This is a genomic window from Bordetella genomosp. 4, assembly GCF_002261185.1.
Classification (GTDB): Bacteria; Pseudomonadota; Gammaproteobacteria; order Burkholderiales; family Burkholderiaceae_B; genus Bordetella_A.
Genome location: NZ_NEVQ01000012.1, coordinates 216,435 through 239,073 on the forward strand (window position 1 = coordinate 216,435; position 22,639 = coordinate 239,073).

Below are 22,639 nucleotides of genomic sequence, written 5' to 3' on the forward strand. Positions count from 1 at the left end.
GGCCAGGCATTCTGTTCAGTCCTAACGTTTTACGGCCCTTGCGGAGGTAGCAGCTATACCGCGCACGCAATGACTGTTCCTCTGGCGCAGAAAGCATGTTCGACGAAAGCTATCCGTTGCAGCACTACTGTTTACTCCAGTCGGCCAACGCGGCTGAGGTAAAGGACCAGGTCAGCCATCATTTATGGTCGCATCGCATGCGAGTGGGGCCGGGCGAGGATCTGTCGTCGCGGTTGTATGGCGTGCAGTTCGGCAACGCCGCGCTCTACGACCTGCATTACGGTGCTGCGGTCGAGATAGATGCAGGCGATATCGCCAGTTGTTATCTGGTGCGGGCGACGTTACGCGGCTGTGGCGAAGTCCGGTTGGGTGGACAGCGCGCCGGGCTGAAGGCCGGCAGCTTGACGGTGTCTTCGCCGTCCGAGCGCAGCACGATCAGCATAGACAAGGACTGTCGCAGCCTGATTTTGCGTGTCGACCGGCTGGCGATGGAGCGTCATCTGCAGAGTTTGCTGCAACGTCCGCTGCGCCAGCCTTTGGTGTTCGAGGTGGATGTGCCATCGCAACATCCGGGTGTGGCGGCCGTGCGGGCGACGTTTGAGTATCTTTGCCAGCTTTACGCCCATCCAGCACTGCATGGGGTGTCGCAGACGCTGTCAGGCAGCTTTACTGATTACCTTGCGGCGCTGTTGCTGATGCAACTGCCGCACAACTACAGTGAGGCGCTGACACAGGATCGCCGTCAGCCATTACCAGCTCATGTGCGCAAGGCGCGCGACTATATCGAGCAACATGCCGATGAGGTGATTCCCTTGAGTGCGCTGGCGTCGCATTGTGGTGTGTCGGTGCGGACCTTGCAGAATGGCTTCATGCGTTTTCTCGGGCAAAACCCGAGCGACTACATGCGCAATCAGCGCCTGGTAAGGGTGCATGCCGCATTGCAAGCGGCAGGCCCGGGCACCAGTGTGACCGACATTCTCGTGAGTCACGGGGTGATGAGCTTCGGCCATTTTGCCAACCACTATCGAAAAAGATACGGTTGCCTGCCCTCCGAGACATTACGCACCGCCAACAATTAAACACACCTGCCGATGCTGCAGAATCGGAACAGGGCCTGCGCTTTTCGGGCAGAGGATCCCATGCGTGCGCGCATAGCATGATTGCTATTCCAACTCTTGATGGGTTTGCATCATGCGTATCGCAGTCATCGGTGGGGGCCACGGCTGTTACGCCGCCGCGGCGGAAATGGCCGGCAACGGGCACGAACTGAAATGGTGGCGCCGTGACGCCGCGGCATTTGACGCGTTGCGCCAGATCGGAGCATTGACTGTGACGGACTATCGGGGAACGCGTGACGTGCCCTTGGGCTCGGAAGCTGGACAGATTCAATTGTGCGACACCTTGGCCGACGCGGTGCATGAGGCCCAGCTGTTGGTGATTCCCTTGCCCGCGACCACACACGAGTCGCTCGCCGCTGGACTGGCGCCATTGTTGCGTGACGGCCAAGTCGTGTTCTTGCCGCCGGGAACCTTCGGCAGCTACCTGTTTGCCCGCGCGATGCGTGAGTGCGGCAATCACGCTGATGTGGCCTTTGCGGAAACGGGCACTTTGCCCTATCTGGCGCGCAAGCATGGCGAGCGCGTAGTCGTGAGTGCGTATGCCACACGGCTGCCCACAGGCGTGTTTCCTGCGCGTTTGGCCGGCAAGGCATTGGCACTATTGAAGGAGGCTTATCCCAGCATTGAGCCGGTTCAGGATGCGTTGGACGGCGCGCTGATGAACGCCGGGCCGGTAATTCATCCGCCCTTGATTCTGATGAATGCAGGGCCGTTGCAGCATTTTGAGTCGTGGGACATCCATAACGAAGGCACGCAACCTGCAATTCGCAGCGTGACGAACGCGCTCGACGCAGAACGTGTCGCGGTGCGCGAAGCGCTCGGTTACGGCTCGCCGCATTTTCCGTTGGCCGATCACTATGCCACGACGGGAGATGAGTGGATGTATGGGCGCGGAGCGCATGGCAAGCTGACCGACAGCGGAGACTGGCGCGAGCATATCGATCTGCACACGCATCGCTATATGCTGGAAGACACCCGGCTGGGGTTGTCGTTTCTGGTGTCGGTAGGGAGGTGGGCCGATGTGCCGACTCCGGTTGCGCAAGGGCTGTTGAGCGTGGCATCGGCCGTTATTGGACGAGACCTCTACGCAGAGGGGCGGACATTGGCGTCCTTGGGATTGATGGAGCTGACGCCTGTTCAAATGCGTACGCTGTTACGTGAAGGAGTCCCAGTATGAATGCGTGTGTCGGCATAGTAGGGGTCGGGCGTATGGGCACTGGGATCGCCGTCTCGTACGCGTTTGCGGGCGTGCCGGTGGCGCTGATCGATGCCAAGCTGCGCAACGCAGAGGAACAGCATGTCTGTTTCGAGCGCGCACGCAGCGCGTTACGTGCGGAATTCGATATGCTGGTGCGTCTGGGATTGCTCGCTGCCGAGCGCATTGACGAGATGCTGGGGCGAGTCATTTTGTACGCTCGGGATGAGGCGGCCTCCGCACTACGTGCAGCAACGGCCGTTTTCGAGGCTGTGCCGGAACGTTTGGATGCCAAACAGGAGGTGTTTTCCTGGCTGGGTGAACGAATGGCTGCTGACGGCTTGCTGGCCTCGACCACGTCGACGTTCTTGGTGACTGAGTTGGCCGAACATGCTCCTGCCCCCGAGCGCTTTCTCAATGCCCACTGGCTGAATCCCGCCCATCTTATCCCGCTGGTCGAAGTGAGCCCGGGGCCTGCCACCAACCCCGTGGCCGTGGCCGCCCTGGAGGGCTTATTGCGTCTGGCGCATAAGGTGCCAGTACGCTGCGCGCCCTCGGCCGGCTATATCGTGCCGCGTATCCAGGCATTGGCGATGAATGAGGCAGCCCGCATGGTCGAGGAGGGCGTGGCGAGCGCCGAGGATATCGACACTGCCGTGCGTCTGGGGTTCGGCCTGAGGTTTTCCGTGTTGGGACTGCTGGAGTTCATCGATTGGGGCGGCAACGATATTCTTTATTATGCGTCGCGCTATCTGGACCGCGAGCTGGGGCCGCGTTTTCAGGCGCCGCCTATTATCGAACGGAACATGAAAGCGCAACGCAATGGTCTGCGCGATGGGCAGGGCTTCTATGACTACGGCGGGCAGGACATCGACGCCTATCGAATGAAACGATTGGGCGAGCTGGTGCAACGCCTGGAGGTCATGAATCTGCTGCCGCGTGCCGATAGCGCGGCCCGGGCCAAAGCGCCGTAGGCCGCGGCATCGCACTATATGGCGCGACGACGGCGAATCGACCGTTGTGCCAGCATTCCAAGTAAGGCACCCAACGCAGAGACCACCATGGACCCTGCCATGTCCATCGGCCAATGCAGTCCTGTGTAGATGCGAGCCCAGGCGACAATTGCCCCGAAAGCGGCCAGCGCACCGGCAGTTTTCCAGCGGCGGTATAGCGCCATTGATGCTGCAATTGTCCAGATGAATGTAGCGTGCGAGCTCGGCATGGAGTTGTTGGCAGCGTGCTCGACCAGTGCCGGCCCGAATCCCGCCGCAAAAGGACGAGGGTGATAGGCATACAGCTTGACGATGGATTCGACTAGACGCGTACAGGCCAGGGCGATGGCGATCGCGATGGCCGGCTGCCAGTCGCGCTGGCGCACGATCACCACTGCCAGCAAGGCAATGGCGAGATAGATGGGCAACTCTGTCATGAGTTTGCCCAGATATACGCAAAGGTGAGAGGCATCGGGCGCGGCGCGCAGGGACTCGAAGATTCTGATATTCCAGTGTTCGAGCGCTGGGAGCGGATATAGGCCGGTCGTGGTCAAGTTCAGTGTTCAGCGAAAATGTCAGGGCGCCGCCAGTATGGTGGGCCGAGCGTCGAATTTTCGTTGAAGCAGTCTGGTCGTTGACCGTCGGCCTATGGTCAGGCGCCGCCCAGCAAATCGTAGGAGTTCAGCAACTCATATACGATGGCGGGATTTCGATCCAGCGCGCGGCGTATCGCAGCGGGCAGCGTCTGACGCGTCTTGTTGCACAGTCCTGGTTGATCGGCGATGTCGATTTGCAGACCCCGTACGGTGCGGACTTCGTTCGGGCCTGGGGTCACCGTCAGCGAGAGGCCCAGCAATGCGTGCATGCGTTGTTGCATGTGCCGCAGGTCGTCCAGGCTGCTCAGGTTTTCCAGGCGGGCGACCAGTTTTTTTTCTTCTTCGCGGGTGAGCCGCAGAATGCGGATGTCCCCATCCGGCGTGGCGAGCAATCGCTCGCGGTCGCAGACACAGGCCCCGGGCGGGCATTCCTGGCGGATGGGGAAAGGGACGTTCATAGCGCCTGAAACGGTACTACATTTATTTGGCGTAGACCAAATCACGCAGCCCCAGCGACAAGCCTGGCCAATACGTAATCACCATCAGGCACGCGATCACGACCAGTACGAACGGAATCAGGGGCTTGACGATGCGTTCGAGCGGCAGCTTGGCCACGGCGCAAGCTGCAAACAGATTCACGCCAAAGGGCGGGGTAATCATGCCGAGCGCCAGGTTGACCACCATGATGACGCCGAAATGCACGGGTTCGATGCCGAACTGCATGGCCACAGGCAGGAGCAACGGGGCCAGCACGACGACCGAGGCTGACGTTTCGATGAACATCCCGATCACGAACAGGGCGGCATTCACGCCGAGCAGGAACGTCGTCTTGTCGTGAAAGAGCTGCGCCAGCCAGGCGCCCAACGCATCGGGCACGCCGGCACGGTTGAGCAGGAAACTGAAGACGCCCGCGTTGGCAATGATGAACATGATCACCGAGGTCGAGACGACCGAGCGGTGCAGGGTCTCGGATAGCGTGCGGAAGCTGAGCTTGCCGTAGACGAACTTGCCAACGATGACGGCGTACATCACCGCGACGACGGAGGCCTCGGTGGGGGTAAAGATACCGCCGTAGATGCCACCCAGGATAATGACTGGCATCAAGAGAGCCAGCCAGGCGCGTTTGAATGCCGGCCACAGCGGCAGCCGGCCTTCGCCGTCACGTTTGCCCAGGTTGTTGCGTTTGGCGTAGAGCCAGACATACAGCATCAGGGCGCCGCCGATGAGCAGGCCGGGTACCACGCCCGCGATGAACAGTTCACCGGTCGAGGTATCGGTAGATACCGCAAACAGAATCATCGGGATCGACGGCGGAATAATCACGCCGAGTTCGGCCGCGCTGGCCTGCAGCGAGGCGGCAAAGGGCGCGGGATAACCGTGACGAATCATCGCCGGAATGAGGATCGCGCCTACTGCAAAGGTCGTCGCGACGCTGGAGCCCGCTACGGCGGCAAAGATCATGCAGGTCAGCACGCAGGTGCAGGCCAGGCCGCCTTGAATGCCGCCGACCACGCTCTTGGCGAACTCGACCATGCGCTCCGAGATGCCGCCGGCCTCCATGAGGTTGCCGGCCAGGATAAAGAAAGGCACGGCGACGAGAGGGTATTTATCCAGCGCAGCGTAGAGTTGTTGCGCGATCACGAGCCAGGGCAGGCCGGCGATGGATACGCCAGTCACACTGGCCAATCCGATGGCGATCGCCACGGGCACTGAGAGCCCGAAGAAGATCAGCATCGTGAGAATCATTAGTTGGGACATGACAGAAAGCCTGGATGCTATGCGTCTAAAGGAATGGGATGTCAGCCTTGGGCGTCGTTACGCACCGGGGCAGGCTCGTCGGCGCCGAGTATCCAACGCGCCAATACCGCGATCGCGGCCAGCGAGGCGCCGACGGGAATCGCCAGGTAAATCCAGGAAATCGGGATGTCCAGACTGGGGACATTCTGAAAGCGCACACGATACGTCATCTGGCCTCCGATCCAGGCGATGAATACCAGGAATCCGATGCAGACGATCGCGATGAGGTGTTCCAGCCAACGCTGCTTGCGGCCTTTGAGCAGGTTGTGCAGCAGTTCGACGCTGATCATCGCGCCTTGGCGAAAGGCCAGGGCGATGCCCAGGAGCACAGTCCAGATGAGGAGAGCCCGGGTCAGCACCTCGCTCCAGTCGGCAGGTGACTGCAGGATGAAGCGCGCAATGACTTGATAAAAGGCGGCCGCCGCCGAGGCGACGAGCAGAATCTGTGCGATGACCGATACGGCCTTGAACAGGCCGCGTTCGGCGAGACTGAGCATACGCATAGTGAAATCCAAATGCGGACGTGAGAGGAATACGAAAAAAACAAGTCGGCCGGGTTGCCGCCAGGGCAGCCCGGCCGGGCCGAACCGATCGGCTTACTTCGTGTCGCGGATCGCGTCGATCAGCTTTTTGTCGAACTTCTTGTAGTACTCGGGATAGGCCGGCTCCACCGCGGCAGCGAACGCAGTGCGATCGACCTCAGTCGTGACCTGCATGCCTTCCTTGCGCAGTTGTTCGACGCCGGTTTTCTCGATGTTGTCGACGAAGTCGCGCATGGCCTGGGCGGAAAGCTTGCCTGCCTCTTTGAATTTGGCTTTGTCTTCGTCCGACAGGCTGTCATAGACGTTAGGCGACATCAGCACCAGTGCGGGGCCGTAGACATGGCCGGTCAATGACAGGTATTTCTGGACTTGCGAGAGCTTGGCCGAGGTGATGACCGACAGCGGGTTTTCCTGTCCGTCGATGGTGCCTTGTTGCAAGGCGGTGGCAACCTCGGGCCAGGCCATCGGCGTGGGCAGAATGCCAATCGCGCGGAAAGCCGTGATGTGAATGGGGTTTTCGGTGGTGCGGATTTTCAGGCCCTTGGCGTCGGCCGGCGTTTTCACGGGGCGGACGTTGTTGGTCAGGTGGCGGAAACCTTGTTCGCCCCATGCCAGTGCAATGATGCCGCGGTCGGGGAATTTTGCGAGCATGTCCTGACCGATCTGGCTGTCCAGGACCTTGCGGGCGTGCTGCAGGTCACGCAAGAGGAACGGAATGTCGAACACCCCGGTTTCCGGCACGAAGTTCAGGGTTGCACCGGTCGAGACAATGGCCAGATCGATGGTGCCGATTTGCAGGCCCTCGATAACTTCGCGTTCGCCGCCCAGGGCGCTATTGGCGAATTGCTGGACCTTGTATTTACCGCCGGTCGAGGCCTCGATGGACTTGGCAAAGGCATCTGCGCCGGCCCCGTAGTGGGACGAGGTCGACAGGGCGTAGGCCATTTTCAGCGTATTCTGAGCAGCGGCGGGTAGCGCGGCGGTTACCGCGCAGGCGGCAAAAATCGTGGCAGCAAGCCAAGTCTTGCGCATAGTGTCTTCTCCTAGTTGGGAACGAATTCTAATGTTGTCGGTCGCATGTTACGCCCAGCGGGCATGATAGCGGCATTCACCTGACAATCGGCCATTGAAACGGCGATTGGTTACCATTGCGGAATGATGGATTTCCCTGATTCTCCTACTTCTGCGCAGCCGTCGGGCTCTGCGCGCGATACGCAACCGTCTGCAGCGTCGCCGTCGGATCGTCGCCAGGCCAACTCGGCGCCAGGCAATGCTGCGCCGCCGTCTCGCGGGTCGCGCAGAAGCCGTTTTCTGGCCACGTTGGCGCAAGGGGCTCGCATGATGATGCGAGATGCGCGCGCGGGCGAATTGCGTTTGCTGGTGCTGGCTCTGGTTGTGGCCGTTGCGGCTGTGACCAGTGTGGGGTTCCTGGCGGACCGGGTCGGCCGGGCATTGGAGCGCGATGCCAGCCAGATGCTGGGGGCAGATCTGCTGCTCGATGCAGACGAGCCCATTCCGGCCGATTTCATCGCGGCCGCGCGCGACCGTGGATTGGAGGTATCCCGCACGTTGCAGTTTCCGTCGATGGCCAGTGCAGGCGACGGAGCGCAATTGGTCTCGCTCAAGGCGGTCGAGGCGGGCTACCCCCTGCGCGGTAGTTTGCGGGTCGCTGATGACCCATACACCGAGGGGGCGGCGACGCGCGATATTCCTGCGCCGGGTACGGTGTGGGCCGACGCGCAGTTGCTGGCGCTGCTGGGCATCAATGTCGGGGATACCATCGGCCTGGGCGACAGCCGGTTTCGCGTGGCGCGCGTCATTACTTATGAACCCGACCGGGGAATGCAGTTTGTGAACGTGGCGCCGCGCGTGATGATGCGGTCCGACGATCTGGCTGCGACCGGGTTGGTGACGTTGGGCAGCCGGATTGATTATGCCTTGCTGGCGGCCGGCGAACCTGACGCAGTGGCGGCGTACTCCAGTTGGCTGGGCGGGCATTTGCAGCGAGGGCAGAAGTTGGCTACGTTGGAATCGGGCCGTCCCGAGGTTCAGCGTACCTTGGATCGCGCCCAGCGCTTTTTGTCGCTGGTGGCGCTGTTGGCCGTCTTGATTTCGGCTGTGGCGGTCGCTCTGGCTGCCGGGCGGTTCATGATGCGGCATCGTGACGGGATCGCGGTAATGCGCTGCCTGGGGGCGGTGCAGCGGCAGATCAGCCAGATGCTGGTGCTGGAATTCACCCTGGTTGGGCTGGCCGCCTCGGCGGTGGGGTGCCTGATCGGGTTCGCGGTCCACCAAGGGCTGGTGTTGGCCCTGGGCAGCCTCATTGATACCCAATTGCCGGCGCCCTCGGGCGTGCCTGCTTTGCAGGGCCTGGTGACCGGCGTCTTGTTATTGCTGGGATTCGCTTTGCCATCGCTGGCACAGTTGCGTCACGTGCCGCCTGCTCGGGTATTGCGCCGCGATGCCGACACGATACGGGCTCGCAGCATTGTGGGATATGTCTTTGGCGCAGTGGGCTTTGCCCTGTTGATCTGGTGGTTTGCTGGCAATGCTCGCCTGGGTGGCGTGGTGGCCGGGGGCTTTCTGGGCGCGTTTGGCGCGTTTGCGTTGGTGGCCTGGCTGTGTGTGTTGGGGCTGGCACGGCTGCGCGGCTTGGCCGCTGGGATGCCCGCATTGCGTTTCGCGCTCGCTGGGGTGGTGCGCCGCCGTGCTGCGACGATCACCCAGGTCTGCGCCTTGGCCATTGGGCTGATGGCGCTTTTGTTGCTGGCCATGACGCGCACGGACCTGGTTGCGGGCTGGCAGCGCACGTTGCCGCCCGATGCGCCTAACCGCTTTCTGATCAATATTCAGCCGGATCAACGCCAGCCGGTGCAGGATTTTCTGACGGCGCATGGGATACAGAAGGCCACGCTATGGCCGATGATTCGCGGCCGTCTGGTCGCAGTCGATGGCCGCCCGGTGGGCCCGGCCGATTACGAAGAACCCCGCGCCAAAAGGCTTGTAGATCGAGAATTCAATCTGTCATATGGCGATCAGCTGCCCGCCGCGAATCGCATCGAACAGGGCCGCTGGCTCGATCCTGCGGCGCGCGAGGTCTCGTTGGAGTCGGGGCTGGCGCAGACGCTGCGCTTGTCTGTGGGCGATGTCCTGACCTTTGATATTGCCGGTCAGCAGGTCGATGTCACCGTGTCGGGGACGCGCGCGGTCGATTGGGACTCTATGCAGGTCAACTTTTTTGCGGTGCTGTCCCCGGCTGCGTTGGAAGGCTTGCCGCAGAGCTGGATTACGTCGTTTCATCTGCCGGCCGACCAGGCCGCGTTGCCGCGTGAGCTGCTCCGGCAGTTTCCCAATTTGACGGTTTTCGACGTGGGCTCGATCCTGAATCAGCTGCAGTCCGTGCTGGATCAGGTCATCACTGCTGTGCAGTTGTTGTTCATCTTTACGCTGATTGCGGGCGTATTGGTCCTGGCTGCGGCGTTGACGGCGACGCGGGACGAACGCATTCGCGAGGCTGCGGTGTTGCGCGCTCTGGGAGCGACGCGAAATCAGTTGGCCCGGGCTCAGCGACTGGAGGTGTTGGCGGTCGGCGGGCTGGCGGGGCTGCTGGCCGCCGCTGGAGCCAGCACGATTGCCTGGGCGTTATCGACCTATGTTTTCGATTTTCGGATTACGCTGAGTGTCTGGCCGTGGCTGGTCGGCGTAGGCGTCGGTATGCTGGCTGCCTGGGCTGGGGCTGCGATGGCGCTGCGCGGAGTGTTGCGCACGCCGCCTTTGCTGACGCTGCGAGAGGCTTGATTCGCCTGTTTTACGAGAAATGCAATGACTGCTACCCGTGTGCAACCCAAGACCGAGTCTCTGGAGACGTCGGTCACCCTGTTCGAGACTCTGGGGGGCGAGCCCGCCATCCGCTCGCTGGTGGATCGTTTTTACGATCTGATGGAGATGGAGGCCGATTTCGCCGTGTTGCGAGGCGTGCATGGCCCGAGCCTGGACTCGGCCCGTGACAAGCTTTTTCTGTTCCTTTGTGGTTATTTTGGCGGGCCCAACTATTACATAGAGCGTTACGGTCATCCCCGTTTGCGAGCCCGTCACTTGCCGTTTTCTATCGGCCGTGTTGAGCGTGACCAGTGGCTGGCCTGCATGGGACGGGCCATGCAGGACGAGGGGTTCTCGCCGGAATTGGTGGATCGCCTGTTGGAGGCTTTTTACGGCGTTGCCGATTGGATGCGCAACCGTGACGGCTGAGTGTGATCAGGACGGAACCGGGATTCAAAGACTGGCCTGGCAGGACGCGCCTGTGGGGGCCATGCTGTGCGATGTTCGTTTAGGAGCACCCGATCCGCGTTTGCTTGATCCTGCGTTTTACGGGGATCGGGCCCGTCCCGTCGATGCCGGCGGGCGTCAGGCGGCCTGGTTTGTCGAGGGCGACGGCTGGCAAGGAGTCTTGCGTGGATACCGCAGGGGCGGGCTGGTTGCCAAGGTGAGCCGGGATGCGTATTTCTGGCAAGGTGAGGCTCGCACGCGCAGTTTTCGAGAATATCGGTTACTGGCCATGATGCGGGAGCGGGGGCTCAGTGTGCCGGCGCCGCTGGCTGCGGGTTACTGGCGCCATGGGTTGACGTATCGTGCCGCGATCATCGTTGAACGGATTCCGGATGTTCGTCCGTTGGCGCATTTGTTGGATGAGCCGGTTTGGGATGCCGCGGCTGCGGCTATCGCTGCTATGCATCGGTTGGGAGTGTGGCATGCGGATCTGAATGCTTTCAATATTCTGCTGGATGCTCGGGGGCAGGCTTGGTTGATCGACTTCGATCGAGGTACGGCAGGTGGGGTGTCTGAGCAACGGCGGCGGGCTAATCTGCTGCGATTGCGTCGGTCGCTCGAAAAGGTGGGCGGTGAGCGTGGGGTGGCTTTGTGGGAGCGGGTGGATCGGGCTTATCGTGGGTGCATGGGGGATGGTGCCGGGTAGTTTTGGGGCGTTGGGGTCCTTAAACCGCCGGGGTCTGCCGTGTAAAGGGCATGCCGACCCATTCGGCCGGTCTGGACGCCTGCGCGTCCAGACTTTCCTTCGCCTGACACACCAGGCTCGGCGGCCTCAACGGGTCGGCATGCCCTTTACACGGCAGACCCCGGCTCCAGTGTTTTGGATTCCACAATGCTCCCTGCAGGGGCGGTCGTCGCATGTGGGTGACATTTGAGTGGTCATCGGCGATGGTCAGCTAGCAGCCGAGGGCAGTTGCTGCTGTGAGTCCCTGTCGGGGGCCAGAAAGCCTTGCCGGGCCGTAGAGCACGGATTTAGTCCGCGTAGCGGACCGAGCCCCCTGGTCATGGGGCGAGTCCGTGCGATAGGCCCGGCAAGGCTTTCTGGCCCCCGATAGGGACGTCTAAATAGAGAAACCTTGTGCCTGTCTGGAACTAGCTTGTCATGCCCGATAGAGACACTCTCCATCTGTCTGGACCAATCTTCCCCCTAATTCACCGACATTCCCCCCCGATCCTATAGTCAACCGCCGGTAAAAAGGCTTTATCATTTTGCCCTTTAGCAATTTAGCATTCACAGAATGCAGCAAAAGGGGCTCGCGATGAAGATAAAGGCGGGAATGCAGTGGACGCTAGGGGTAGCGTTGGCTGCGGCTGCTGCGTCCGGTGCATGGGCGCAGGACAAAGTCGTCAACGTTTACAACTGGGCGGAATACACGGCCCCGGACACGATTCCCGGTTTCGAGCGCGAGACCGGCATCAAGGTCCGTTACGATGTCTACGACAACAACGACACGCTGCAAGCCAAGCTGCTGACCGGCAAATCGGGCTACGACGTGGTCGTGCCGTCGACGCATTACGCCTCGCGCCAGATCCAGGGCGGCTTGTATCAAAAGCTGGACAAGTCCAAGATCCCCAACTGGTCGAATCTGGATCCCGACATCATGGCGCTCGTCGCTACGATCGATCCGGGTAACGAGCATGTGATTCCCTGGGGATACGGCACCAACGGCCTCGGTTACAACGTCACCAAGGTCAAGCAGATCATGGGCGAGAACGCCGATCTGGCGAACTGGGACATGTTGTTCAAGCCCGAAAACGCCGCCAAGCTGAAGGAATGCGGTATTTCCATGCTGGATGAGGCGGCGCAGGTGTTTCCTGCCGTGCTCAAGTATCTGGGCAAAGATCCCAACAGCGAAAACGCCGACGATTACAAGGCCGCACTGGATCTGTTGAAGCAAATCCGGCCCTATATTCGCCAATTCAGTTCCTCGGGCTATATTGACGAGCTCGCGGTGGGCGATCTGTGCATGGTGTATGGCTTTTCGGGAGACGTGATGATCTCTCGCAAGCGTGCACAAGACGCCAAGAAACCCTACGAAATCAACTATTTCATCCCCAAGGGCGGTGCGCCCGCGTGGTTTGATGTGATGGCGATTCCGAAAGACGCTCCCCACGTGGATGAGGCTCATGCCTTCATCAACTATATCGAGACGCCCAAGGTGCATGCGGCCATCACCAATACCATGTTCTATCCCAACGCCAACAAGGCCGCGCGGGAATTCGTGGTCAAGGATGTGGCTGATAATCCGATGATTTACCCGCCGCCAGACGTTGCCAAGACACTGTACGTGATCAAGGCCCAGCCGATGAATATCCAGCGCCTGCAGACTCGCATGTGGGCGGAACTCAAGTCCGGACGATAGCGATCATGAGTGAAAGCCGTTACACGGCACAACATTCGGCAGACCCTGACGAGTTCGTCAAGGTCTCCGAATTGGTCAAGATTTTTGGCGACGTGGTCGCCGTGCGTTCGGTCAATCTGGCGGTCAAGCGCAATGAGATTTTCGCCTTGCTGGGCAGCTCCGGCTGCGGCAAGTCGACCTTGTTGCGCATGCTGGCGGGCTTTGAGGAAGCGACCTCCGGCCAGATCATGCTGGATGGCGAGGACATCACCAGTGTGCCGCCGTATCGGCGGCCGGTGAACATGATGTTCCAGTCGTATGCGTTGTTTCCTCATATGACGGTCGAGGCCAATGTGGCTTTTGGCCTGAAACAAGAGGGCGTGGACCGCGCGGAAATTCATGATCGCGTGTTCGAGGCGCTGAATCTGGTGCAGATGGCCGGCTATTCGCGCCGCAAGCCGCATCAGTTGTCAGGCGGGCAACAGCAACGTGTCGCGCTGGCGCGCAGTCTGGTCAAGCGGCCGAAACTCTTGCTGCTGGACGAGCCCATGTCCGCGCTGGATAAGCAGATCCGGCAAAAGACGCAGATCGAGCTGGTAAAGATCCTGGAGCAGGTCGGTGTGACCTGCATCATGGTGACGCACGACCAGGAAGAAGCCATGACCATGGCGCATCGCCTGGCGGTCATGACCGAGGGTCAGATCGTGCAATGCGGCACGCCGCAGGATGTTTACGCGTTTCCGAATTCGCGCTTTGTGGCGGGCTTTATCGGCTCAACCAATTTGCTGACCGGCACGATCGTGGTGGATGAGCCCGATCACGTCGCGATCGAGTGTGCGGAGCTGACGCGCCCGCTCTATGTCAGCCATGGGGTGAGCGAACCGCTGGGCATGGAGGTTCACGTGTCGATCCGGCCGGAGCGGCTGGTGGTCTCGCGGACTCAGCCCGAGGGCGACTATAACTGGGCTCACGGCATGGTCAGCCATATGGCCTGGATGGGCAGCTATGCGCTGTACCAGATACGTCTGGACTCGGGCAAAGTTGTCGAGGCGAGCGTGCCCAGTCTGCAATTGGCCCAGATCGATGCGCCCGGTATTGACGAGGAGATCTACGTCAGTTGGAGCGCCGACAGCGCGACGGTGCTGGCATCATGAAACTGCCCGCACTACGCGATTTGATGCCCTCAGGACGCACGCTGGCGATTGTGCCGCCGTATCTCTGGCTGGCGCTGTTTCTGCTGGTGCCGTTTTTTCTGGTGCTCAAGATCAGCTTTGCCGAGCTGCAGTTCGGCATTCCGCCATACACGGCGCTGACTGAGTTCAAAGACGAGGCGGTGCAGTTCAGTCTGCATCTGGCAGGCTATATCCGGTTATTCACCGACAGCCTGTATCTGGACACGTATCTGAGTTCGCTGAAGATGGCGGCGATCACGACCGTGTGCTGCGTGTTGATCGGCTATCCGATGGCGTATTACATCGCGCGCTCGTCGCCCTCGATACGCAATCTTTTGCTGTTGGGCGTGATTCTGCCGTTCTGGACTTCGCTGTTGTTGCGGGTCTATGCCTGGGTCGGGATTCTGCGTAATGACGGCTTGCTGAATAAATTCCTGATGAGTATCGGGCTGATTTCCAGTCCTCTGGAAATCTATCGCACCGATCTGGCGGTATACATAGGCCTGGTCTACGCGTATTTGCCTTTCTTTATCCTGCCTTTGTATGCCAATCTGGTGAAGATGGATTTGCGCTTGCTGGAGGCTGCCTACGATCTGGGCGCGCGCCCGTGGCAGGCCTTCTGGCGCATTACGGTGCCGCTGTCGCGTCCGGGCGTGATCGCTGGCGCCATGCTGGTGTTCATTCCATCGGTGGGGGAATACGTCATTCCGGAGATGCTGGGTGGCGCCGATACCCTGATGATGGGGCGCGTGATGTGGAACGAGTTCTTCAATAATGCAGACTGGCCGATGGCATCCGCGGTGACTTGCATCATGGTGCTGCTATTGCTCGTGCCGCTGGCTTTGTTCCAGTACAGCCAGGTGCGTCAACAAGACATGGCAACGCGGGGGCAGGCATGAAGGGGCCCAACAAAACCGCGCGCGGCTTGGCACTGGGACTGGGCTACTTCTTTTTGTATGTGCCCATTCTCAGCTTGATGGTGTTTTCGTTCAACGATTCGCCATTGGTCACATCATGGAGCGGCTTTTCGTTCCGCTGGTATCACGCGTTGTTCAACGATAGTGCGTTGTTGAGCGCGGCGTGGCTGTCGTTCAAGATCGCGGCGTTGACGGCCACGGCGGCAGTCATCATCGGCACCTGGGCCGGCTACGTGCTCGGGCGCATGGGGCGGTTTCGCGGTTTTACCCTGTATCTGGGGATGCTCAGCGCGCCTCTGGTGATTCCCGAGGTGGTGCTGGGTATTTCGCTGCTGTTGATGTTTGTGGAAATGCGAGGCCTGCTGGGCTGGCCTGCGGAAAACGGCACCTTTACCATCTGGGTGGGCCATGTCACGTTATGCGTAGCGTATGTGGCGGTGGTGCTTCAGGCGCGGATCCGCGACCTGGATCGCTCGCTCGAAGAGGCCGCGCTGGATCTGGGGGCGACGCCGTTGACGGTGTTTTTCCGGATTACGCTGCCGTTGATTGCGCCGGCATTGATAGCGGCCTGGTTGCTGTCGTTTACCCTCTCGCTGGATGACGTCGTGTTGGCGTCGTTTCTGTCGGGACCGGGTTCGACGACCCTGCCTATGGAAGTCTTTTCTCGCGTACGGTTGGGGCTAAAGCCCGAAGTCAACGCGCTGGCCACTCTGTTTATCCTGGCAGTGGGCATCTGCGTGATCGTGCTCAATCGTCTGCAACAGCGTAAGGAATCCGATTCAAAATGAAGCAACAGACAACGCTATACGGCCTGAACAAATGCAGCACTTGCGTCAAGGCACGCGATTGGTTGTCCGCGCATGGTGTGGCGCACGAGTTCGTCGATTATCGCGATCATCCCGTGCCGGCCGCTACACTGAAAGCCTGGGCAGGCAAGGTCGGCGGCTGGGAAAAGCTGGTCAACCGAACCTCGATGACCTGGCGCGCCCTGTCTGACGAGCGCAAGGCCGCGCAGACCGATGCCGAATGGACGAAGCTGATCGCCGAGTATCCGGCCCTGGTGCGCCGTCCCGTGACGGTGACTGCCGATGGCGAAGTCACCGTCGGGTTCTCGGAAAAGCGCTACGGCGAGCGCTTTGCCTGACGATGGCAAAAGGTCCCGGGCCGGCGCTGCCCGACGATTTTTTTGATCGCGACGCCAGCCAGCTGGCACGCGAACTGCTGGGCAAAGTCATCAGGCGGCGCCTGAATGGTTTGTGGCTGTCGGCGCGCATCATCGAGACTGAGGCGTATTACCTGACTGAAAAAGGCAGCCATGCCTCGCTGGGCTATACGCACAAGCGCCGCGCGTTGTTCATGGATGGCGGCACGGTATATATGTACTACGCCCGTGGCGGCGACTCGTTGAATTTCAGTGCCGGCGGGCCAGGCAATGCGGTGCTGATCAAGTCGGCGTATCCGTGGTCCGATGTCGTATCCGGACCCGAGTCGCTGGCGCAGATGCAGGCGCTGAATCCCGATGCCAAAGGACAGCCTCGGCCGCCAGGGCGTCTGTGCGCGGGGCAAACCTTGCTATGCCGCGCGCTGGGCCTGAAAGTCCCCGAATGGGATGCGCAGCGTTTTGATCCCGAGACCTTTTTTGTGGAAGACATCGGCCAATCGCCTGATCGTCTGATCAGTACGGCTCGTCTGGGCATTCCTGCGGGGCGGGACGAGCATTTGCGTTATCGCTATGTCGACCCGGTGTATGCGGCATTCTGCACGCGCAATCCATTGCGCCGCGGGCAGGTGCCGCATCGTGATTACGACTGGATGGATCGTTACGGCGTGATCGTGCCCTGAGCGGCGGCTTGGCTTTCGTCGTACTGGCGTTGAATGCGGGCCCGCCATTCGGTGTATTTGCGGCGCATGCGCATCTTGTTCAACCGCTTGCTCCAGGCATACAGCGGGATCAACGGCAACACGCCGAATCCATCGATCAGATACATGCCTTTTTTGCCGTCGGCATTGTTGCCCAGGGCAATGTTTTTGGCAGAGAGGTCGCTGATGACGATATGCGCATCAATCAGGTCGTCGAAAAAGGCGTCCAGTTGATCGCTCAGGGCGGGTGAGATCCCCTCGCGGGCAATGATGTTGGCCAGCGTCGGAGCCAGGAGGCCGTTGTCGTCGCTGATTTTTTCTACCAACTGGCCGAGTCCCAATGTGGTTTGCGCCAGGCCGACCACGCGTGACATGGGGACATTCCACACTCCCGACGGAACAGTCGTCGTGGTGACGTATTCCGATAGTTCGTTCAGATAGACCCGATAGGCGCTCTCGCGCTGGAACTGCTTGTAGAAACGCTTGAGCGGCTTGCGTTCCAGGTAGGCCGCGTAGGCATCCATGTTGATGACTTTGATCAGCAACGAGGGCTCATGCGGATGCTGAAAAACATAGCGGTCTGCGCCTCTGGCCAGTACCTGTGCGTGAGTCAGGTCCAGGGGGCCGAACACGGCGGTAAAGCTGCTCGAGCGTATACAGGAGGTGTCTGCGGCGACAGAGGCGGGCAGGAGATCGGGCTGTCTGGCGCCGTTTAGGACATCCAGGGTAGAAAAATTTTGTTGCACAACGATGTTGGCGAATGTTCTTTATGTTTCAGGATTGTCGAAGTTAAGCGGAGATTGTGCAACCTGGGCTTGCGCCAGGGTCGATGGCCTGGCTCGGGCAAGAGTGAGACAGCGTAGAGGAGGCTGCGTGTACAGGGCAGCTTCGTCCTGGATTTGTCGTCTGAGATAGTGTTGTTCCCAGCCTACAATAGCGCTTTCGGGAGATTGCCCTTGATCGATGCTTTTCCGTGGGCGCAAGCCTTGCCTTGGATGATCGTGGTGGCCACTGTAGCCGCCGTTGTGAGTCTTTTGATTCTAGTGCGCCTCTGGTTACGATCACCTGAAGACTCGCACATCGAGACACTGATGGACGGACTGGATCGTCTGGAGCGTGCGTTGCGTGCGGATCTGGACGACAGCCAGCGGGGACTGCGGGCGGAGTTTGCCGAATCAACTCGTGGTTTGCGTACGGAACTGGCGCAAGGCCAGGAATCACTGCGTACCGCCTTGTCGCGCGACGCGCAGGCTGCGCGTGCAGAATATGCGGAGTCCCTGGCGCGATTTTCGGCTCAATTCAGCGAAAGGCTGGAGGGCCTGGTGGCCTTGAATGACCGACGCATGCAGGATGTGCGTCAGACGGTAGACCAACGCTTGCAAGCCTTGCAGGCAGACAATGGGGCGCGGCTCGATGAGATGCGCCGGACCGTCGATGAAAAACTGCATGCCACGCTGGAACAGCGGCTGGGCGAGTCGTTCAAGCTCGTGTCGGATCGATTGGATGCGGTGCACAAGGGGCTGGGCGAAATGCAGTCGTTGGCCGCCGGCGTGGGCGACCTGAAACGCGTGTTGACCAACGTGAAATCGCGCGGCACATGGGGCGAGGTGCAGCTGGCCCGCTTGATTCAGGACGTCATGACGCCCGATCAATACGCCAGCAACGTCAAAACGGTGCCGGGCAGTGATGCTGTTGTCGAGTTCGCCATCAGGTTGCCAGGGCGAGCTGCAGGGGACGAACCGGTGTGGCTGCCGATCGATGCCAAATTCCCCAAAGAAGAATACGAGCGCTTGATGGACGCTTACGACGCCGTGGATTCCGAAGGTGAACGGGCAGCCGGGGCGGCCCTGGCTCGAGCCGTGGAGTTGCAGGCACGCCAGATCGCTGCGAAATATGTGGCGCCACCGCATACGACTGATTTTGCGATCATGTTTTTGCCGACAGAAGGCTTGTATGCCGAGGTTCTGCGCCGGCCCGGCTTGTTGGATAAATTGCAGAGTTTGCGTGTGAACGTAGCGGGGCCGAGCAACTTGGCCGCGCTGCTCAATAGCCTGCAAATGGGATTCCGCACGCTGGCGATCGAACAGCGCTCCTCCGAAGTCTGGCAGGTACTGCGTGCAGTGAAAACTGAGTTCGCGAAGTTCGGCGAGTCCTTGGCAAGCGTGAAAAAAACCTTGGATACCGCCAGCAGCAAGCTCGGGCAGACGGAAGTGCGTACCCGGGCCATGCTGCGCAACCTGAAGACCGTCGAGGCTTTGCCGGACGAGGATGCGCAGCGGGTGTTGGGTGATGAGGGGTGAGCCGATGGCCATTGGAGTATAAAAAGGAAAGTGATCGCTGCGATCGCGCCACATCGAGTCGGAGGCCGGTATGTCGACGTTTCATACGCACGTTGTCCGCAATCAAGTAGCGCCGCTGCAGGATTATTCCTTGTACGACACAGATGTCGTGTTAAGGCAGGCGGTGCAGCGTGAAGGGGCTGCCGATTGGGACACTACGTTGCGCGAGCACGGCGCGTGGCTGGGACGTGCCCACACATTAGAAGCGGGAGAGCTGGCGAACCGCTACTCGCCGCGTTGGGTGGGGTACGACCGCAACGGCCATCGCGTTGACCAGGTGGAATTCAATGTAGCCTGGCACGAGTTGATGTCGGGGATCGTGGCGCGAGGTTTGCATAGCCAGGCATGGCTGGCCTCAGCCACGCAGCCGGCGCATGCGCAAGTATCGACACGGTCCGGTCACCAAGTCGCGCGTGCCGCGGCCTACTTGATGCAGGGGCAGGTCGAGGCTGGTACGTTATGCCCTACGACGATGACATTCGCGGCGGTGCCCTTGCTGCAGAGCGAGCCTGCCGGAGCGATCGATTTTGCTCAACAATGGCTGCCCGCAGTGTTCTCCCATGAGTACGACCCGGCCGACGCGCCTATCTCGGCCAAGCGCGGCGCCTTGATCGGAATGGGGTTGACCGAAAAACAAGGGGGATCCGATCTACGCGCCATTACGACCCAGGCCGTGGCGCAGGACCGGGAAGGGCGCGGCCAGGTATATCGATTGACGGGACATAAATGGTTTCTTTCCGTGCCGCAAGCGGATGCGCATCTGGTGTTGGCAAATACGGATGCAGGGCCAGGGTGCTTTTTTGTTCCGCGCTGGATTCCCGACGGGCCCCGCAATGAAGTGCGTATCCGCCGTTTGAAAGACAAGCTCGGCAATCGCAGCAATGCGAGCGGCGAGGTGGAGTTCGAACAGGCCTGGGGCATGTTGATGGGCGAGCCGGGTCGCGGGCTGCCGTTGTTATTGCAGATGGCGGCGACAACGCGCCTGGATTGCGTGTTGGGCAGCGCGGCACTGTTGCGCCAGGCGGTGGTGCAGGCAGCGCATCATGCGCAATATCGACAGGTGTTTGGTCATTCTCTGGCGGCGCAGCCCTTGATGCGTCAGGTGTTGGCGGACCTCGCTCTAGAAAGCGAGGCGGCAACGACCTGGGCGATGCGTTTGGCGCGCGCGGTCGATCAGCGTGACGACGAGAAGGCGGGGGTCTGCGCGCGGGCCTTGGTGCGAGTAGGGACTCCCGCTGCCAAACTCTGGGTGTGCAAGCGTGCAATCAATGCGATCGCGGAATGTATGGAGATCTGGGGCGGCAATGGCTATATCGAGGACGGCCCTTTGGCGCGCCTATATCGCGAATCGCCGGTGAATTCGATCTGGGAAGGGTCGGGGAACATCATGGCGTTGGACGTATTGCGCGCGTTGCAGCGCGATGTCGACGGACTGGCGATGTTGCGAGCGGAATTGGATGTCGCGCGCGGTGCATGGCCGGCTTATGATCATGCTTTGGATGTATGGCTGATGCAGGTATCGGACCAGCTGCCCCAGGCCGCTACGGGGTCGGCGAAGGCGGCGGCGAACGCCGTACAGGCGATCGATCCCGCTCAGGCGCGGCATGTGGCAGCGGGACTGGCGCGATTGTGGCAAGCAGCGTTGTTGATCCAGACTGCGCCTGCGGCGGTGGCGGACGCATTTGTAGCCAGCCGGCTCGTGCAGCCGGGCGGAATCATCGGCGAATTGCCTCCGGGACTGGATATAGACGCGATTTTGGCGCGGGCGTGGCCGGGTATCTGCTAAATTGCTGCGCTGGCATCCCAGGTTCGATATTGCTATCAAAAGTGGGATATCGGTTTTTTACTGACTTTTTGCGTGCTCCAGCACGCTAGCGCACCATGCTTACTCAGCAAGAACTTAAGCAACAGGCCGCCGATGCGGCGCTGGCTTTGATTGAACCTCTGGTCGGCCCTGACGTCATCATCGGCGTAGGCACCGGCTCGACCGCCGATCTTTTCATCGATGGCCTGGCCAGGTTTCAAGGCCGGTTGGGCGGCACCGTGGCCAGCTCCGAGCGCAGTGCTGCGCGCCTGGCGAGCCATGGGCTCAAGGTCCTGGACCTGAACGACGTGACGACCATGCCGGTCTATGTGGACGGGGCAGACGAGATCGACGGCCACCTGCACATGATCAAAGGCGGCGGCGCAGCCCACACGCGCGAAAAAATCGTGGCGTCGGTGGCCGAGCAGTTCGTCTGTATTGCAGACGAGTCCAAACTGGTCGAGCGTCTGGGGCGCTTTCCCTTGCCGGTCGAGGTCATTCCGATGGCGCGCGAATCGGTGGCGCGTTCACTGGTTGCCCTGGGCGGCCAGCCCAAGCTGCGTGAAGGCGTGACGACGGACAACGGCAACATCATTCTGGATGTGTCGGGTTTGCAGATTGACGATGCGCCGAATCTGGAGCTCATCGTGAACAATCTGGCGGGGGTAGTGACCTGCGGTCTGTTCGCGCGCGTGGGGGCGCATATTGCGTTATTGGCCACGCAGAACGGCATTCGGCGCCTTGAGCGATCCTGACGTTCCGCCGCTTGCGGGGCGGCGCGGCACGATTAATAATCTTGTCATAATTAAGTCATAACCTTGCGGGTCGGCAGGCCCATCACGCATTGCGCATCAAAGGGTAACGCCATGAACAAACCTACGCAGGGAGTCCGGATGACGGAGCACACTAACAAGCAATTCGACGCCGATCTGGAAAGCGTCCGTTCGCAGTTTTTGCAAATGGGCGGCGTCGTCGAGGCCATGATTCAGGAATCGGTCGACGCAATCCCTACGGGCGACATGGAGTTGGTCGAAAAGGTGCGCGAGCGCGAAAAGCAGGTCAACCGCTTCGAGGTCGAGATCGACGAGCGTATTGGCCTGATTCTGGCGCGTCATCAGCCGACGGCGATTGATTTACGCACGTTGCTGGCCGTGTCCAAGATGCTGACGGACATGGAACGTTGCGGCGACGAAGCAGAAAAGATCGCCAATACTGTGCGCCGCATGTACGAGGCCGATCAACGTTTTATGCCGGTCATCGAGATCCGCCATATGGCCGCCAGCGTGGGCCGTATGCTGCACGATGTGCTGGACTCCTTTGCCCGTCTGGATCCTGTGTTGGCTGCTCAGGTCGTTCGCAATGACAAAGAAGTCGATCGCGAATGGAAGGGCGCGCTGCGCAATCTGATCACCTACATGATGGAAGACCCGCGCACGATTTCGCGCGCCATCGATATGGTGTTCATCGCGCGGGCGCTGGAGCGCATCGGCGATCACGCGAAAAACATGGCTGAACGTGTGATCTATCTGGTCAGGGGCGCGGATGTCCGTCATACCGGCGCCAAAAACGCTGAACGCCAGGCTCGCGGCGAGGTAGAGGCCGAGACTGCGGAATCGAACGGCGAGGCGTGAGCCCCGCC

22 protein-coding genes are annotated in these 22,639 nt (G+C 60.6%); 16 read left to right on the forward strand and 6 right to left on the reverse strand.

The features are described 5' to 3' along the window. Nucleotides 1-95 precede the first annotated feature (95 nt). The 3 genes from CAL20_RS08890 to CAL20_RS08900 all read left to right on the forward strand — a co-directional run bounded on the left by CAL20_RS08890 (nt 96) and on the right by CAL20_RS08900 (nt 3,287). Nucleotides 96-1,079 carry a helix-turn-helix domain-containing protein gene (locus CAL20_RS08890; RefSeq protein WP_094837662.1) on the forward strand — a complete coding sequence of 328 codons (984 nt, stop codon included), beginning with the start codon at nt 96-98 and terminating at the stop codon, nt 1,077-1,079. A gap of 112 nt (nt 1,080-1,191) precedes the next feature. Further along, the gene (locus tag CAL20_RS08895; RefSeq protein ID WP_094820453.1) at nt 1,192-2,295 is read left to right on the forward strand and encodes an NAD/NADP-dependent octopine/nopaline dehydrogenase family protein; all 1,104 of its coding nucleotides are present in this window, start codon (nt 1,192-1,194) and stop codon (nt 2,293-2,295) included. Continuing rightward, nucleotides 2,292-3,287 (forward strand): 3-hydroxybutyryl-CoA dehydrogenase, encoded by a 996-nt coding sequence (locus CAL20_RS08900; protein ID WP_094820454.1) that lies wholly within the window; start codon nt 2,292-2,294, stop codon nt 3,285-3,287. Before CAL20_RS08895 ends, CAL20_RS08900 begins: the two co-directional genes overlap by 4 nt. Before the next feature lie 14 nt (nt 3,288-3,301). Here CAL20_RS08900 and CAL20_RS08905 read toward each other — a convergent pair whose 3' ends face one another. From CAL20_RS08905 to CAL20_RS08925, 5 genes are all read right to left on the reverse strand, one after another. Beyond that, nucleotides 3,302-3,742: a phosphatase PAP2 family protein gene (locus CAL20_RS08905; RefSeq protein ID WP_141217662.1), complete on the reverse strand. Its 441-nt coding sequence runs from the start codon at nt 3,740-3,742 to the stop codon at nt 3,302-3,304. A gap of 215 nt (nt 3,743-3,957) precedes the next feature. Next, on the reverse strand, nt 3,958-4,359 hold the full coding sequence (locus tag CAL20_RS08910; RefSeq protein ID WP_094820456.1) for a hypothetical protein: 402 nt from the start codon (nt 4,357-4,359) through the stop codon (nt 3,958-3,960). 22 nt (nt 4,360-4,381) lie between these two features. Beyond that, entirely contained in the window at nt 4,382-5,659 is a 1,278-nt protein-coding gene (locus tag CAL20_RS08915; RefSeq protein ID WP_094820457.1) for a TRAP transporter large permease, read from the reverse strand. A gap of 41 nt (nt 5,660-5,700) precedes the next feature. After that, entirely contained in the window at nt 5,701-6,201 is a 501-nt protein-coding gene (locus CAL20_RS08920; RefSeq protein WP_094820458.1) for a TRAP transporter small permease, read from the reverse strand. Between the two features lie 93 nt (nt 6,202-6,294). Continuing rightward, a complete protein-coding gene (locus tag CAL20_RS08925) occupies nt 6,295-7,272 on the reverse strand; it encodes a TRAP transporter substrate-binding protein (RefSeq protein ID WP_094820459.1) in 978 nt (325 codons plus the stop codon). A 306-nt stretch (nt 7,273-7,578) separates the two neighbouring features. Between CAL20_RS08925 and CAL20_RS08930 the strand changes: the two genes are divergently transcribed. The 9 genes from CAL20_RS08930 (at nt 7,579) to CAL20_RS08970 (ending at nt 16,839) form a co-directional block, all read left to right on the forward strand. Further along, nucleotides 7,579-10,038 carry an ABC transporter permease gene (locus CAL20_RS08930; protein WP_094820748.1) on the forward strand — a complete coding sequence of 820 codons (2,460 nt, stop codon included), beginning with the start codon at nt 7,579-7,581 and terminating at the stop codon, nt 10,036-10,038. Between the two features lie 24 nt (nt 10,039-10,062). Beyond that, entirely contained in the window at nt 10,063-10,488 is a 426-nt protein-coding gene (locus CAL20_RS08935; protein ID WP_094820460.1) for a group II truncated hemoglobin, read from the forward strand. Between the two features lie 61 nt (nt 10,489-10,549). After that, the gene (locus tag CAL20_RS08940) at nt 10,550-11,212 is read left to right on the forward strand and encodes a 3-deoxy-D-manno-octulosonic acid kinase (RefSeq protein WP_094837805.1); all 663 of its coding nucleotides are present in this window, start codon (nt 10,550-10,552) and stop codon (nt 11,210-11,212) included. 613 nt (nt 11,213-11,825) lie between these two features. After that, entirely contained in the window at nt 11,826-12,929 is a 1,104-nt protein-coding gene (locus CAL20_RS08945; RefSeq protein ID WP_094820750.1) for a polyamine ABC transporter substrate-binding protein, read from the forward strand. Nucleotides 12,930-12,934: 5 nt separating this feature from the next. After that, on the forward strand, nt 12,935-14,062 hold the full coding sequence (locus tag CAL20_RS08950; protein ID WP_094820461.1) for an ABC transporter ATP-binding protein: 1,128 nt from the start codon (nt 12,935-12,937) through the stop codon (nt 14,060-14,062). Next, nucleotides 14,059-14,979, forward strand: a complete 921-nt coding sequence (locus CAL20_RS08955) for an ABC transporter permease subunit (RefSeq protein ID WP_094820751.1) — start codon at nt 14,059-14,061, stop codon at nt 14,977-14,979. Before CAL20_RS08950 ends, CAL20_RS08955 begins: the two co-directional genes overlap by 4 nt. Then, a complete protein-coding gene (locus tag CAL20_RS08960) occupies nt 14,976-15,785 on the forward strand; it encodes an ABC transporter permease subunit (RefSeq protein WP_094820462.1) in 810 nt (269 codons plus the stop codon). The genes CAL20_RS08955 and CAL20_RS08960 overlap by 4 nt, the downstream gene beginning before the upstream one ends. Continuing rightward, a complete protein-coding gene (locus CAL20_RS08965; RefSeq protein ID WP_094820463.1) occupies nt 15,782-16,141 on the forward strand; it encodes an arsenate reductase in 360 nt (119 codons plus the stop codon). The genes CAL20_RS08960 and CAL20_RS08965 overlap by 4 nt, the downstream gene beginning before the upstream one ends. A 2-nt stretch (nt 16,142-16,143) precedes the next feature. Further along, nucleotides 16,144-16,839, forward strand: a complete 696-nt coding sequence (locus CAL20_RS08970; RefSeq protein ID WP_094820464.1) for a DNA-3-methyladenine glycosylase — start codon at nt 16,144-16,146, stop codon at nt 16,837-16,839. Here CAL20_RS08970 and CAL20_RS08975 read toward each other — a convergent pair. Further along, entirely contained in the window at nt 16,818-17,489 is a 672-nt protein-coding gene (locus CAL20_RS08975) for a YrbL family protein (RefSeq protein WP_373558286.1), read from the reverse strand. The two genes, CAL20_RS08970 and CAL20_RS08975, sit on opposite strands and share 22 nt — an antisense overlap. Nucleotides 17,490-17,852: 363 nt before the next feature. On the opposite strand from CAL20_RS08975, the gene rmuC reads away from it, so the two are divergent. From rmuC to phoU, 4 genes are all read left to right on the forward strand, one after another. Then, complete coding sequence (rmuC, locus tag CAL20_RS08980) at nt 17,853-19,157, forward strand: DNA recombination protein RmuC (protein WP_094820753.1); 1,305 nt, start codon at nt 17,853-17,855, stop codon at nt 19,155-19,157. Between the two features lie 70 nt (nt 19,158-19,227). Further along, entirely contained in the window at nt 19,228-20,982 is a 1,755-nt protein-coding gene (locus tag CAL20_RS08985; protein WP_094837663.1) for an acyl-CoA dehydrogenase family protein, read from the forward strand. Between the two features lie 95 nt (nt 20,983-21,077). Then, nucleotides 21,078-21,755, forward strand: a complete 678-nt coding sequence (gene rpiA, locus CAL20_RS08990) for a ribose-5-phosphate isomerase RpiA (RefSeq protein WP_094820471.1) — start codon at nt 21,078-21,080, stop codon at nt 21,753-21,755. A 138-nt stretch (nt 21,756-21,893) separates the two neighbouring features. Then, nucleotides 21,894-22,631: a phosphate signaling complex protein PhoU gene (phoU, locus tag CAL20_RS08995; protein ID WP_094820472.1), complete on the forward strand. Its 738-nt coding sequence runs from the start codon at nt 21,894-21,896 to the stop codon at nt 22,629-22,631. Nucleotides 22,632-22,639: the final 8 nt, after the last annotated feature.